The sequence below is a fragment of the Pseudomonas sp. TH04 genome (assembly GCF_016651355.1).
GTDB classification, from domain to species: domain Bacteria; phylum Pseudomonadota; class Gammaproteobacteria; order Pseudomonadales; family Pseudomonadaceae; genus Aquipseudomonas; species Aquipseudomonas fluorescens.
The window spans coordinates 4,734,034-4,747,583 of the sequence record NZ_JAEKEA010000001.1; the positions used below are offsets into that span (position 1 = coordinate 4,734,034).

Genomic DNA, 13,550 nt, shown 5'->3' on the forward strand with positions numbered 1-13,550 from the left:
TGTTCACACATCAAAGTGGGAGCCGGGCTGGCCCGCGATGAGGCCCTCAAAGCCAACACACAACTTAATTGAAGGAGTCCACCATGCAAGACTGGCAACACTCGGTGATCTACCAGATCTACCCGAAAAGCTTTCACAGCCACGCGGGTAATCCCACCGGTGACCTGCTGGGCATCGTGGACAAACTCGATTACCTCAAGTGGTTGGGCGTGGATTGCCTGTGGATCACGCCGTTCCTGCGCTCGCCGCAACGCGACAACGGCTACGACATCAGCGACTACTACGCCATCGACCCCAGCTACGGGACCATGGCCGACTGCGACCTGTTGATCAGCGAAGCGGCCAAGCGCGGCATCAAGCTGATGCTCGACATTGTGGTCAACCACACCTCCATCGAGCATGAGTGGTTCCAGCAGGCGCGCAGCAGCCTCGACAACCCGTACCGCGACTTCTATATCTGGCGCGACCAGCCGAATAACTGGGAGTCCAAGTTCGGCGGTTCGGCCTGGGAATACGAGGCTCAAACCGGCCAGTACTTCCTGCACCTGTTCGACCACACCCAGGCTGACCTGAATTGGGACAACCCCAAAGTGCGTGCCGAAGTGTTCAAGCTGATGCGCTTCTGGCGTGACAAAGGCGTGGGCGGTTTTCGCCTGGATGTGATCAACCTGATCTCCAAGCCCGCCGATTTCCCCGAAGACAACACCGACGGCCGGCGCTTCTACACCGATGGCCCGCACGTGCACGAATACCTGCAGGAGATGCACCGCGAAGTCTTCGAAGGCCATGACCTGATCAACGTCGGCGAGATGTCGTCCACCAGCCTGGAACACTGCATCCGCTATTCGAATCCTGCGTCGAAAGAGCTGTCGATGACCTTCAACTTTCATCACCTGAAAGTGGATTACCCGAACCTGCAAAAGTGGGTAAAGGCCGACTTCGATTTCCTGCAACTCAAGCAGATTTTTTCCGACTGGCAGTTGGGCATGCAGGCCGGTGGCGGCTGGAACGCGCTGTTCTGGTGTAACCACGACCAGCCGCGGGTGGTCTCGCGGTTTGGTGACGACGGTGAGTTCCGCGTGGTCTCGGCCAAGATGCTCGCCACTGCGCTGCACTTTCTCCAGGGCACGCCGTATGTGTACCAGGGTGAAGAACTGGGCATGACCAATCCGGGGTTCGACACGATTGATCAGTACCGTGATGTCGAGACGCTGAACATCTTCCGGCTCAAGCGCGATGCCGGTGAGTCCGAAGCGTCGAGCATGGCGGCGATCATGCAGAAATCGCGCGACAACGGCCGCACGCCGATGCAGTGGAGCACCCAGGCCAATGCCGGTTTCAGCCGTGGTGAACCGTGGATCGGGATTCCGGCCAACGCGGCGCAGATCAACGTCGAGCGCCAGCTGGATGACCCTGATTCGGTGTTGCATCACTACCGCGCGCTGATTGCGTTGCGTCGCCACGAGCCGCTGATCCAGAAGGGCGTTTATCGCCAACTGCTGCAAGACCATCTCCAGGTCTGGGCGTACCTGCGCGAAGGCGATAGCGAGCGCTTGCTGGTCCTCAACAACTTCTACGCCAAGCCCTGCGAAATCCAACTGCCGGAAGGCGTTATCAGCGCGGCGAACGAGCAACGCCTGCTGATCAGCAATTACCCCGACCGCGCGTTGCGTTCAAGCACGGTGGTGTTGCGACCTTATGAATCGTTTGTGCTGCACCTCAAGGACTGAGACCCGCTTGAACCCCTGTATGGGAGTGCAGGGGCGCTTCACCAAAACATAATAAAAATATCGGAGTGCTTCATGAAAACAACAATAAAGCTGGGCCTTATTGCGTCGTGTCTCACCGCCCCTTTTGCCGCTCAGGCCCTCGAATTTGCCGGTTACTTGCGCAGTGGCGCGGGCACGTCGACGGGCAGTGGCAAGCAACAGTGTTTCCAACTGCCGGGCGCGCAATCCAAATACCGCCTGGGTAACGAATGCGAGCAGTACGCTGAATTTGAATTGCGCCAGGACCTGCTGACCCTCGATGACGGCTCGGTGCTCAGCGTCGATGCCATGGCGTCCCTGTACAACAAATACGATCGCGCCCTGAAGTTCCAGGGTGAAGACAACGGCTCGGCGCGCATGCCGCAGATGTATGCGCAGTGGTCCAACCTGCCCAGCCTCAATGGCGGTTCGTTGTGGGCCGGCCGGCGTTACTACAAACGTAACGACATCCATATCTCCGACTTCTACTACTGGAACCAGAGCGCCACCGGCGGCGGTATCGAGGACGTGTTGATCGGTGACCTCAAGTACAGCTACGCCCTCTCGCGCAAGGACAACCTGTACCAGAAGGAATACGCGACCCGTCACGACTTCAACGTCGCCGGCTTCAAGACCAACCCCGGCGGTGAACTGGAGTTCGGCTTGAGCTACATCGAAAAAGCCGGCGGGCGTGAGGCCAACAGCGGTTGGGCAATCACCGCGCAGCACGTGCAAAAACCTTTCCTTGGCGGTAAGAACAAATTCGCCTTGCAGTATGGCGAAGGGCCCGGCACGGGCTTGGGTTATACCGGCGACACCGCGCTGGACAAGAGCAGCAAAAGCTACCGCGCCGTGGAGTTTTTTGACTGGCAGGTGACCCCGCGTTTCGGCGGGCAGATCGAGGCGGTGTACCAGAAAGACATTCGCCCTGGCAGCCAGGACCAGACCTGGATGTCCATCGGCGTGCGCCCGGCGTACGCCATCAGCGAGCAGTTCAAACTGGTCACCGAACTTGGGCACGATCAGGTTGAGGCCGCCGGTGGTACGCGCAAGTTGAGCAAATTTACCTTCGCCCCGACCTGGTCGCCCAACGGCCCGGATTTCTGGGCGCGACCAGAGGTGCGTTTGTACTACACCTATGCAACCTGGAACGAAGCGGCCAAGCGCGCGGCGAATGAACTGGCGGCAGGTTCGGCGTTGTCCGACACCGGCGCGTACGGTACGGCGCGGCATGGGTCGAATGTGGGTGTGCAGGTCGAATACTGGTGGAAGTAAATCTGTAAATGTACGCGGACTAAATGTGGAAGCGGGCTTGCTCGCGAAAGCGGTGGGTCATCCAATACATGTGTCGCCTGATACACCGCATTCGCGAGCAAGCCCGCTCCCACATTTGATCTTCGTCATCCCAGGACTCACATCCACCCTATGATTTTTACAGAACCAAACAGCAGGTGAAGTCATGACCACAACTCAACCCCTGGAACTGCTGGCGCCCCTGTCCGGGGTGCTGCTGGCGCTGGATCAGGTGCCCGACCCGGTGTTCTCCAGTCGCGTGATCGGTGACGGCCTGTGCATCGATCCCACCTCGCAAACCCTGTGCGCACCGTTGGCTGGGGTAATCAGCAATATCCAGGACAGTGGGCATGCGGTCAGCGTTACCGACGACAACGGCGTCCAGGTGCTGATGCATATCGGCCTGGACACCGTGAACCTGGCGGGTCAGGGCTTTCGCCGACTGGTGCAGGAGGGCCAGCGGGTGGAGGCCGGGCAGCCGCTGATTGAGTTCGATGCCGACTACGTGGCGCTCAATGCGCGCAGTTTGCTGACCTTGATGCTGGTGGTCAGTGGCGAACCGTTTACGCTGCTGGCCGAGGACGGCGTTGGGGTGGACGCCGGCCAGCCGCTGTTGCGGTTATCGCCGGGGGAGCGCGCTCAAGAAGTCATTGAGGAGGAGGGCGATGCTCGGTTTTCCAAGCCGCTGACCTTGCCCAATACCAACGGCTTGCACGCCCGCCCTGCGGCGGTCTTTGCCCAGGCGGCGAAAGGCTTCAGTTCCAGCATTTACCTGCACAAGCAAACCCAGAGCGCTAACGCCAAGTCGCTGGTGGCGATCATGGCGCTGCAAACCGTACAGGGCGATACCTTGCAGGTGAGTGCGGCGGGTGACGATGCCGAGGCCGCGATTGCCGCATTGGTCGCGCTGCTGGCGCAAGGGTGTGGCGAGGCGATCGCGGCACCGGCCGAGGAGGTCGAGGCTGTTGAGCCAGTGTCGTCGGCGACCTTGCTGCGGGGCGTATGTGCGTCCCCCGGGTCGGCGTTTGGCCAGGTGGTGCAAGTGGCCGAGCCTGAGCTGCAGATTGCTGAAGAGGGCGCAGGCGAGGCGACCGAACAAGCCGTGTTGGCGCGTGGCCTGCTGGCGGCAAGCGAGGCGCTGCAAGCCTTGCAGGCCAAGGCCGCCGGCAGCGCCCAAGCGGAGATCTTCCGCGCCCATCAGGAGTTGCTTGAGGATCCAACCCTGCTGGAGCAAGCCCATGCCCTGCTGGCCAATGGCAAAAGCGCTGCCTTTGCATGGAACCGCGCCACGGTAAACACCGCCACGTTATTCCACGGTCTGGGCAACGCGCTGCTCGCCGAGCGTGCGGCAGACTTGGCGGATGTCGGCCAGCGCGTGCTTAAACTGATCCTTGGTGTCGAGGAGCGTGCCTGGGACTTGCCTGAGCAAGCCATCCTGATCGCCGAGCAACTGACCCCGTCACAGACCGCCAGCCTGGACACGCGCAAGGTCCTGGGGTTTGTCACGGTCGGCGGCGGCGCGACCAGCCATGTTGCAATCCTCGCCCGGGCACTGGGTCTTCCGGCTATTTGCGGTGTGCCAGTGCAAGTGCTGACGCTGGCCAACGGCAAACAGGTACTGCTCGACGCCGACAAGGGCGAGCTGCACCTGGACCCGGACCTGGCTGAAATTGAACAACTGCAGGCGGCGCGCCATCAGCAGGTGCTGCGCCGTCAACGCGAAGTGGCACAGGCGGCCTTGCCGGCCACCACACGCGATGGTCATCACGTTGAGGTCACGGCTAACGTCGCGTCGTTGCAGGAGGTGGAGCAAGCGCTGAGCCTGGGCGGTGAGGGCGTCGGCCTGCTGCGCTCGGAGTTTCTCTACCTGGACCGCAATCGCGCACCGAGCCCCGAAGAGCAAGCCGGTACATATAGCGCCATCGCCCGCGCCCTGGGCACCGAGCGCAATCTGGTGGTGCGCACGCTGGATGTCGGTGGCGACAAACCATTGGCCTACGTGCCAATGGAGAGCGAAACCAACCCCTTCCTCGGTTTGCGCGGTATTCGCCTGTGCCTGGAACGCCCCGCGTTATTGCGCGAGCAGTTCCGTGCGATCCTGGCGAGTGCCGGGTTGGCGCGGCTGCATATCATGCTGCCGATGGTCAGCCTGCTGTCGGAGCTGCACCTGGCACGCAAGATTCTTCAAGAAGAAGCGCTGGCAATGGGGCTCAGCGAGCTACCGAAGCTGGGGATCATGATCGAAGTGCCTGCTGCCGCGTTGATGGCGGACGTTTTCGCGCCGCATGTGGATTTCTTCTCTATCGGCACCAATGACCTGACCCAATACACACTGGCGATGGACCGCGACCACCCCCGGCTGGCCAGTCAGGCCGACAGTTTTCATCCGTCGGTGCTGCGCTTGATCGCCACCACGGTCAAGGCCGCCCATGCGCATGGCAAGTGGGTTGGCGTGTGCGGCGCGTTGGCGTCGGAAGCGCTGGCGGTGCCGGTGTTGCTGGGACTTGGCGTGGATGAATTGTCGGTGAGCGTACCGCTGATCCCGACCATCAAGGCCACCGTGCGCGAGCTGGACCTGGCCGACTGCCAGATCATCGCCCGCCAGGTGCTGGGCCTGGAAGAAGCGGCCCAAGTGCGCGAGGCCCTGCGCCTCTATCACGCAGCCACCGTTGAAACCTCACCTGTCGTGGAGCACTGAGCATGTTCGAGAAATTGCAGCGGGCGTTCTGGAAAGCGCTGACCCCGGATCTGATTGCCGAGACGGTGGTGGCGCCGACACCGAGTCTGTTGTCGGCCGCTATGCTGAATGCGTTGGGTGGCGCGGATAATCTCAAGTCGCAGCAGCGCGTGGCGCTGACGCGGGTGCGCGTGCAACTGCTGGATGCCGGGCGCTTGGATACGCAGGCGCTGAAGGCCGCGGGTGTTCCGGGGGTGATGGTGTTGACCGGCGGCGTGGTGCATCTGCTCACCGGCCTCTGAAGCCAGGCGCAGATCAAAAATGTGGGAGCGGGCTTGCTCGCGAATGCGGTGTATCAGCTACAGATATATAGCCTGACACACCGCCTTCGCGAGCAAGCCCGCTCCCACATTAGGTTTGTGGTGTTTATAGAGATTATTTACAGCTGCGGGGTGTCTTCCGGCGGCTTGGTCTTGTCGATACCCGGCACGTGCAAGTTGCCATCGACCACCTGGTTGCCTTCCAGCTGCGGTTGGGTCACCCACGTGAGGATGTCGTAGTAGCGCCGGATGTTCGCCACAAAGTGCACCGGCTCACCGCCGCGCGCATAGCCGTAGCGGGTCTTGCTGTACCACTGCTTTTGCGCCAGGCGCGGCAGCATCTTCTTCACATCCAGCCACTTGTTCGGGTTCAGGCCTTCTCGCTTGGCCAGTGTACGCGCATCTTCCAGATGGCCGGTGCCGACGTTGTAGGCGGCGAGGGCGAACCAGGTGCGGTCCGGCTCGGCGATGCTGTCGTCCAGCTCATCCTTGATCTTGGCCAGGTACTTGGCGCCGCCCATGATGCTTTGCTTGGCGTCCAGACGGTTGGACACGCCCATCGCCTGGGCGGTGTTCTGGGTCAGCATCATCAGGCCGCGCACGCCGGTCTTGGAGGTGACAGCCGGCTGCCACAGCGATTCCTGATAGCCGATGGCTGCCAGTAAGCGCCAATCGACTTTCTCTTCCTTGGCGTAGGCTTTGAAGTGCTTTTCGTACTTGGGCAGGCGCTGCTGCAAATGCTGCGCGAAGGTGTAGGCACCGACATAGCCGAGTACATCGACATGCCCGTAATAGCGGTCTTTAAGGCGCTGCAGTGTGCCGTTCTTCTCGACCTTGTCGAGGTAGCTGTTGATTTCGTTGAGCAGGCTGTTGTCGTCTCCCGCCGCCACGGCCCAGCTCTGGTTGCTGGCATTGCCCAGGTCGAACGCCACGCGAACGTTGGGGAAGTACACCTGGTTCATCGCGACTTCGTTGGAGTCCACCAGGGTCAGGTCGATTTGCCCCTCGTCCACCATGCGCAGCAGGTCGACCACTTCAACAGCGTCGGACTCTTCGTACTCAATCGCAGGGTTCTGCTTTTTAAGCTCGGCCAATTGCTCGGCGTGGGTGCTGCCCTTGAGCACCATGATCTTCTTGCCCACCAGGTCCGCCGGGGTGGTCGGGCGAGACTGGCCGTTGCGGTAGATGATCTGCGGCGTCACTTCCAGGTACGGATGGGAGAAGCGCACCTGTTGCGCACGCTGCTCGCTGCTGACCAGGCCGGCGGCGGCCAGGACCGGGCCCTTGGGTTTACCCAATTGGCCGAACAGGTCATCGAGGTTGTCAGCGGTCTCGATTTCCAGCTTTACCCCCAGGTCATCGGCAAAACGCTTGACCAGTTCGTACTCGAAACCGGTTTCACCGTTGCGGTCCTGGAAATACGTCGCCGGGCTGTTCCGGGTAATCACCCGCAATACGCCATCCTCCTTGATTCGCTCGAGCGTGCTGGGCTTATCAACACAGGCGCTGAGCATCAGGAAGAGTCCGGTTGCGATGAGCCATTTGGCGTATCGCGGGCGTAAAGCAGTTGGGGAGAACATCTGCGCAGTATACGCAAACGACCCTCGGCGCCATATCTCGACAGCAGGGGACTTGTCTGCTAGCGCCCGCAAAACCGGGCTGAAGCCCTCAGAAACGTGGGTTGGCGAGGGTTTGTGACGGTTAAAATAACTGCGCGCAAAGCCTTGGAAAACGCCCCGATAGCGTGCAATCCGTGCCAACTGACGTTCGGCAGCCGCCAGCCGTGCCGTTTCGGGTGCCGTTGGCGGCGGTTTACGCTAGAATGCACGGCCTCAAAGCACACCCCCTTCCCGAGGCTGTCCCGAAGATGTTGATCCTGCGCGGCGCTCCTGCCCTTTCTGCCTTTCGCCACAGCAAACTCCTTGAGCAACTGAGCCAAAAGGTTCCAGCTGTTACAGGCTTGTATGCTGAATTTGCTCACTTCGCCGACGTTACCGGCGTCTTGACCGCCGACGAACAGCAAGTGCTCGCACGCCTTCTGAAGTACGGCCCCAGCGTTCCCGTTCAAGAGCCAAACGGCCGCTTGTTCCTGGTTCTGCCGCGGTTCGGCACCATCTCGCCCTGGTCGAGCAAGGCCAGTGATATCGCGCGTAACTGCGGCCTGGAAAAAATCCAGCGCCTGGAACGTGGTATCGCTTTCTACGTCGCCGGCCAGTTCAGCGATGCCGAGGCCGAGCTGATCGCCAGCAGCTTGCACGATCGCATGACCCAGATCATCGTTAGCCAGCTGGAACAGGCTGGCGGTCTGTTCAGCCACGCCGAGCCCAAGCCGCTGACCGCGATTGACGTGCTGGGCGGTGGCCGCGCCGCCCTCGAGAAAGCCAACACCGAACTGGGCCTGGCCCTGGCCGAGGACGAGATCGACTACCTGGTCAACGCCTTCAACGGCTTGAAGCGCAACCCGCACGACATCGAACTGATGATGTTCGCCCAGGCCAACTCCGAGCATTGCCGTCACAAGATCTTCAACGCCAGTTGGGACATTGACGGCGAAAGCCAGGAAAAAAGCCTGTTCGGCATGATCAAGAACACCTACGTGATGCACAGCGAAGGCGTTCTGTCGGCTTATAAGGACAACGCTTCGGTCATCGTCGGCTCCGTCGCCGGGCGTTTCTTCCCGGACCCTGAAACCCGCCAGTACGGCGCGGTGCAGGAGCCGGTGCACATCCTGATGAAGGTTGAAACCCACAACCACCCGACCGCGATTGCCCCGTTCCCGGGCGCCGCCACCGGCTCCGGTGGCGAAATCCGTGACGAAGGGGCTACCGGCCGTGGCGCCAAGCCAAAGGCGGGCCTGACCGGTTTCACCGTGTCCAACCTGCAGATCCCGGGCTTCGAACAGCCGTGGGAAGTGCCGTACGGCAAGCCTGAGCGCATCGTTACCGCACTCGACATCATGATCGAAGGCCCGCTCGGCGGCGCCGCGTTCAACAACGAATTCGGGCGCCCGGCGCTGACCGGCTATTTCCGTACCTTCGAGCAGTCCATCACCACCCCGCGTGGCGACGAAGTGCGCGGCTACCACAAGCCGATCATGTTGGCCGGCGGCATGGGCAACATCCGTGAAGAACACGTCAAGAAAGGCGAGATTCTGGTCGGCTCCAAGCTGATCGTACTCGGCGGCCCGGCGATGTTGATCGGCCTGGGCGGCGGCGCCGCTTCCTCCATGGCCACCGGCACCAGCTCGGCGGACCTGGACTTCGCTTCCGTACAGCGTGAAAACCCTGAAATGGAACGCCGTTGCCAGGAAGTCATCGACCGTTGCTGGCAGTTGGGTGACAAGAACCCGATCAGCTTCATCCACGACGTCGGCGCTGGCGGTTTGTCCAACGCCTTCCCGGAACTGGTCAACGATGGTGACCGTGGTGGCCGTTTCGAACTGCGCAACATTCCAAACGACGAGCCGGGCATGGCCCCGCACGAAATCTGGAGCAACGAATCCCAGGAACGCTACGTGCTGGCCGTCGGCCCTGAAGACTTCGCGCGCTTCCAGGCCATCTGCGAACGCGAGCGTTGCCCGTTCGCGGTGGTCGGCGAAGCCACTGCCGAGCCGCAACTGACGGTCACCGACAGCCACTTCGGCAACAGCCCGGTGGACATGCCACTCGAAGTGCTGCTGGGCAAAGCCCCGCGCATGCACCGTTCGGCGGTACGTGAAGCCGAACTGGGCGATGACTTCGACCCAAGCACGCTGGAACTGGCCGACAGCATCGAACGCGTGCTGCACCACCCGGCCGTGGCGAGCAAAAGCTTCCTGATCACCATCGGCGACCGCACCATCACCGGCCTGGTTGCCCGTGACCAAATGGTTGGCCCATGGCAGGTGCCGGTGGCCGACGTGGCCGTCACCGCCACCAGCTTCGACGTCTACACCGGTGAAGCCATGGCCATGGGCGAGCGCACGCCGCTGGCCTTGCTGGACGCTCCGGCGTCGGGCCGCATGGCCATTGGTGAAACCCTCACCAACATCGCCGCGTCCCGCATCGGCAAGCTGTCCGACATCAAACTGTCGGCCAACTGGATGTCCGCTGCCGGCCACCCGGGTGAAGACGCGCGCCTGTACGACACCGTCAAGGCCGTCGGCATGGAGCTGTGCCCCGAGCTGGGTATCACCATTCCGGTGGGCAAGGACTCCATGTCCATGGCCACCCGTTGGAACGAAGACGGCACCGACAAGAGCGTGACCTCGCCGCTGTCGCTGATCGTTACCGGTTTTGCACCGGTGACCGACATCCGTCAGACCCTGACCCCGCAGCTGCGCATGGACAAGGGCACCACCGACCTGATCCTGATCGACCTGGGCCGTGGCCAGAACCGCATGGGCGCCTCGATCCTCGCGCAAACCCACGGCAAGCTCGGCAAGCACGCGCCGGACGTGGATGACGCTGAAGACCTCAAAGCGTTCTTCGCGGTGATCCAGGGCCTGAACGCCGACGGCCACCTGCTGGCGTACCACGACCGTTCCGACGGTGGTTTACTGACCAGCGTGGTGGAAATGGCCTTCGCCGGTCACTGCGGCCTGAACATCGTGCTCGACAGCGTTGCCGAGGATGCCGCCGAGATCAACGGCATCCTGTTCAACGAAGAGTTGGGCGCCGTGATCCAGGTTCGCCAGGACGCTACCCCGGACGTACTCGCACAATTCAGCGCCGCTGGCCTGGACGACTGCGTGGCGGTGATTGGCCAGCCGATCAACAACGGCGAAATCAACATCTCCTTCAACGGCGATACCGTGTTTGCCGGCCAGCGCCGTCTGCTGCAACGCCAGTGGGCCGAGACCAGCTACCAGATCCAACGCCTGCGCGATAACGCCGACTGCGCCGAGCAGGAATTCGACGTGATCCTGGAAGAAGACAACCCGGGCCTGAGCACCAAGCTCAGCTTCGACGTTAACCAGGACATCGCCGCGCCTTACATCAAGAAAGGCATCCGCCCACAAGTGGCCGTACTGCGTGAGCAGGGCGTCAACGGCCAGGTGGAAATGGCGGCCGCGTTCGACCGCGCCGGCTTCAATGCGATCGACGTGCACATGAGCGACATCCTCGCCGGTCGTGTTGACCTCAATGAGTTCAAAGGCCTGGTGGCCTGCGGCGGTTTCTCCTACGGCGACGTGCTGGGTGCCGGTGAAGGCTGGGCCAAGTCGGCGCTGTTCAACAGCCGTGCGCGCGATGCGTTCCAGGGCTTCTTCGAGCGCAACGACAGCTTCACCCTGGGTGTGTGCAACGGTTGCCAGATGATGTCCAACCTCCACGAGCTGATCCCGGGCAGCGAGTTCTGGCCGCACTTTGTGCGTAACCGTTCCGAGCAGTTCGAAGCCCGTGTCGCCATGGTGCAGGTGCAAGAGTCCAACTCGATCTTCCTGCAAGGCATGGCCGGCTCGCGTATGCCGATCGCCATCGCCCACGGTGAAGGTCACGCTGAATTCTCCAGCGAAGAAGCCTTGCTGGAAGCCGACCTGTCCGGCTGCGTGGCCATGCGTTTCGTCGATAACCACGGCAAGGTCACTGAAAGCTACCCGGCCAACCCGAACGGCTCGCCGCGCGGGATCACCGGCCTTACCAGCCGCGACGGTCGCGTGACCATCATGATGCCGCACCCGGAGCGGGTGTTCCGCGCCGTGCAGAACTCGTGGCGCCCGGAAGAGTGGAACGAAGACGGCGCCTGGATGCGCATGTTCCGCAACGCTCGCGTGTGGGTGAACTAAGGCGGTGTACAAGCTCAGCTTCTTTGTGCCCGACAGCCATGTGGAGACGGTGAAAACCGCCGTCTTCGCCGCTGGCGGCGGGCGCATCGGCGACTACGACAGCTGCGCCTGGCAAGTGCTGGGCCAGGGCCAATTTCGCGCGTTGGACGGCAGCCAGCCGTTTATCGGGCAAGTCGGCCAGGTTGAAGTGGTTGAAGAATGGAAAGTTGAGCTGGTGGTGGCGGATGAGTTGATCGTGGCGGTTGTAGCCGCGTTGAAACTGAGCCATCCCTATGAGACACCGGCGTATGAGGTGTGGCAGTTGGCGGATTTTTGATTCGCAGATTGCAGAAACAAGAAACCCGCTGGGCCAGTTTGGTCAGCGGGTTTTTTGTTGTTTGCAAGGGCCAATCGCCGGCAAGCCAGCTCCCACAGTTTGATCTGTGAATACGTTCAAAATGTGGGAGCTGGCTTGCCTGCGATGGCGCCGGGACAGGCGCCCCAGATCTTTCCCACAGGCTTTTCAGGTTGTCCCTAGGAACTCGCCTCAATAGCCTTCCTCGGTCACTGACCAATCAGTGATCGGGATTTGAACTCAAGACCCGTTCGGCAATGCTGCACCGGCTTGAGATTAATAATGGATTTTCCAGATACCGTCGCTCCTCGCCTCAATACGAGTACCCCACTGGGCCAGGCTTTGATTTCAATGTTCAAGTCCATCGAGGTGGAGTTGATGGTTGAGGGCGCCAAGCCCGGCGCGGTGAAGGTTATTGTCTTTGGTGGCTGTGCTGTCCATTTGTATACGCACCATCGAGTTTCCACTGATGTGGATGCAGAGATTTACTGCGCGAATACTCGAGACACATTGCGTCTACGGACATTGCTGGCGGAGTTTCCAGAAGCATTTTTCGATGAGCAATCCGGCCGCGTCATGGAGCTGAACTACGATCTTCAATACAACACTGCATTTGGCCCGCTTCACGAAGACTACTGGGAACGAAGTATTCCCCTTGAGGAATTTCCTCACGAGTCTGCACTGCATCTGCACATAGCTGCGCCTATCGATATTGCGATCTCCAAATTGGGTAGAGCTACGGATCAGAACGTAAGCGACATCATGGTGTTGCTCAGGGCAGGCTTCATCCTTGCCACTGAGTTCCGTCGATTGGCATTGCAGGCGATTGATATGTCTGTTGGCAACAAAGAATCACCTAGATCCATTCTGACCAATATTCTGCACGACTACCTGGAGACTGAAGTTGACGAAGCCTTTTAACGCGCCCGTCCTCTCATCCGCCTTGGATACGCTGGTCAAAAGCCCTTTGAATCAGGCTGATGACGCGGCGCTTGTCTGTGCAGCAAAAGCGGTTTGGTACTCGGACGCGAACCTTGTGGGTGAGGTGAGGGCTTTTCTGAAGGCGCATTCCAGTGAGGTGGAGCTTCGTCGCGCAGGTTACTTGCTTGAGCGCTTCACGCGCTTTTCATGTGCGACGGATTCCCGGGTAATGGAAGCGTTGAAGGCGCTTGAATTGTTTTCGGCTTCTGCTGCCAAGCACAACGTGCAACCACAAGGCGCTGTTGCGCTGCGCAGCCGTCGTGATGAATTGGCGGTGTGTTGGGGGTTGAGTGAGGGGCTGGGGTTGAAGGCTCAAGCGCTGATGCCTTTCCAGACTCGCCATTACGAAGCCGAACAGCGTGCGGCATCTGCTTAGGCGTAGATTACAAACAAAGAACCCGGCTTGGACCGGGTTTTTTATTGCCTGCGATAT

General features: G+C 60.9%; 9 protein-coding genes. 8 read left to right on the forward strand and 1 reads right to left on the reverse strand.

The window, feature by feature from the left end; genetic code table 11:
* Window positions 1–83: 83 nt before the first annotated feature.
* The 4 genes from treC (at window position 84) to JFT85_RS21325 (ending at window position 6,020) form a co-directional block, all read left to right on the forward strand.
* On the forward strand, window positions 84–1,730 hold the full coding sequence (gene treC / locus JFT85_RS21310) for an alpha,alpha-phosphotrehalase (RefSeq protein ID WP_201230377.1): 1,647 nt from the start codon (window positions 84–86) through the stop codon (window positions 1,728–1,730).
* Window positions 1,731–1,802: 72 nt separating this feature from the next.
* Complete coding sequence (locus tag JFT85_RS21315) at window positions 1,803–3,023, forward strand: maltoporin (protein WP_069551695.1); 1,221 nt, start codon at window positions 1,803–1,805, stop codon at window positions 3,021–3,023.
* A 184-nt stretch (window positions 3,024–3,207) separates the two neighbouring features.
* Complete coding sequence (ptsP, locus tag JFT85_RS21320) at window positions 3,208–5,739, forward strand: phosphoenolpyruvate--protein phosphotransferase (RefSeq protein ID WP_053257854.1); 2,532 nt, start codon at window positions 3,208–3,210, stop codon at window positions 5,737–5,739.
* Window positions 5,740–5,741: 2 nt separating this feature from the next.
* Window positions 5,742–6,020: a PTS transporter subunit EIIB gene (locus JFT85_RS21325; protein ID WP_053257853.1), complete on the forward strand. Its 279-nt coding sequence runs from the start codon at window positions 5,742–5,744 to the stop codon at window positions 6,018–6,020.
* A gap of 137 nt (window positions 6,021–6,157) precedes the next feature.
* Here the strand turns inward: JFT85_RS21325 and mltF are convergent, their stop codons facing one another.
* Window positions 6,158–7,618 (reverse strand): membrane-bound lytic murein transglycosylase MltF, encoded by a 1,461-nt coding sequence (gene mltF, locus JFT85_RS21330; protein WP_053257852.1) that lies wholly within the window; start codon window positions 7,616–7,618, stop codon window positions 6,158–6,160.
* A 287-nt stretch (window positions 7,619–7,905) separates the two neighbouring features.
* On the opposite strand from mltF, the gene purL reads away from it, so the two are divergent.
* The 4 genes from purL to JFT85_RS21350 all read left to right on the forward strand — a co-directional run bounded on the left by purL (window position 7,906) and on the right by JFT85_RS21350 (window position 13,493).
* Window positions 7,906–11,802, forward strand: coding sequence for a phosphoribosylformylglycinamidine synthase (gene purL, locus JFT85_RS21335; protein ID WP_053257851.1), 3,897 nt, complete (start codon window positions 7,906–7,908; stop codon window positions 11,800–11,802).
* 4 nt (window positions 11,803–11,806) lie between these two features.
* A complete protein-coding gene (locus JFT85_RS21340) occupies window positions 11,807–12,118 on the forward strand; it encodes an NGG1p interacting factor NIF3 (RefSeq protein ID WP_065908663.1) in 312 nt (103 codons plus the stop codon).
* Window positions 12,119–12,418: 300 nt separating this feature from the next.
* A complete protein-coding gene (locus JFT85_RS21345; protein WP_169875622.1) occupies window positions 12,419–13,057 on the forward strand; it encodes a DUF6036 family nucleotidyltransferase in 639 nt (212 codons plus the stop codon).
* On the forward strand, window positions 13,041–13,493 hold the full coding sequence (locus JFT85_RS21350) for a hypothetical protein (RefSeq protein ID WP_201230379.1): 453 nt from the start codon (window positions 13,041–13,043) through the stop codon (window positions 13,491–13,493). The genes JFT85_RS21345 and JFT85_RS21350 overlap by 17 nt, the downstream gene beginning before the upstream one ends.
* Window positions 13,494–13,550: the final 57 nt, after the last annotated feature.

What these genes read in the sequence shown, in the direction of transcription:
- treC (WP_201230377.1), top strand. Translation starts at nt 84, where the DNA reads ATGCAAGACTGGCAACACTCGGTGATCTACCAGATCTACCCGAAAAGC.
- JFT85_RS21315 (WP_069551695.1), top strand. Translation starts at nt 1,803, where the DNA reads ATGAAAACAACAATAAAGCTGGGCCTTATTGCGTCGTGTCTCACCGCC.
- ptsP (WP_053257854.1), top strand. Translation starts at nt 3,208, where the DNA reads ATGACCACAACTCAACCCCTGGAACTGCTGGCGCCCCTGTCCGGGGTG.
- JFT85_RS21325 (WP_053257853.1), top strand. Translation starts at nt 5,742, where the DNA reads ATGTTCGAGAAATTGCAGCGGGCGTTCTGGAAAGCGCTGACCCCGGAT.
- mltF (WP_053257852.1), bottom strand. Translation starts at nt 7,618, where the DNA reads ATGTTCTCCCCAACTGCTTTACGCCCGCGATACGCCAAATGGCTCATC.
- purL (WP_053257851.1), top strand. Translation starts at nt 7,906, where the DNA reads ATGTTGATCCTGCGCGGCGCTCCTGCCCTTTCTGCCTTTCGCCACAGC.
- JFT85_RS21345 (WP_169875622.1), top strand. Translation starts at nt 12,419, where the DNA reads ATGGATTTTCCAGATACCGTCGCTCCTCGCCTCAATACGAGTACCCCA.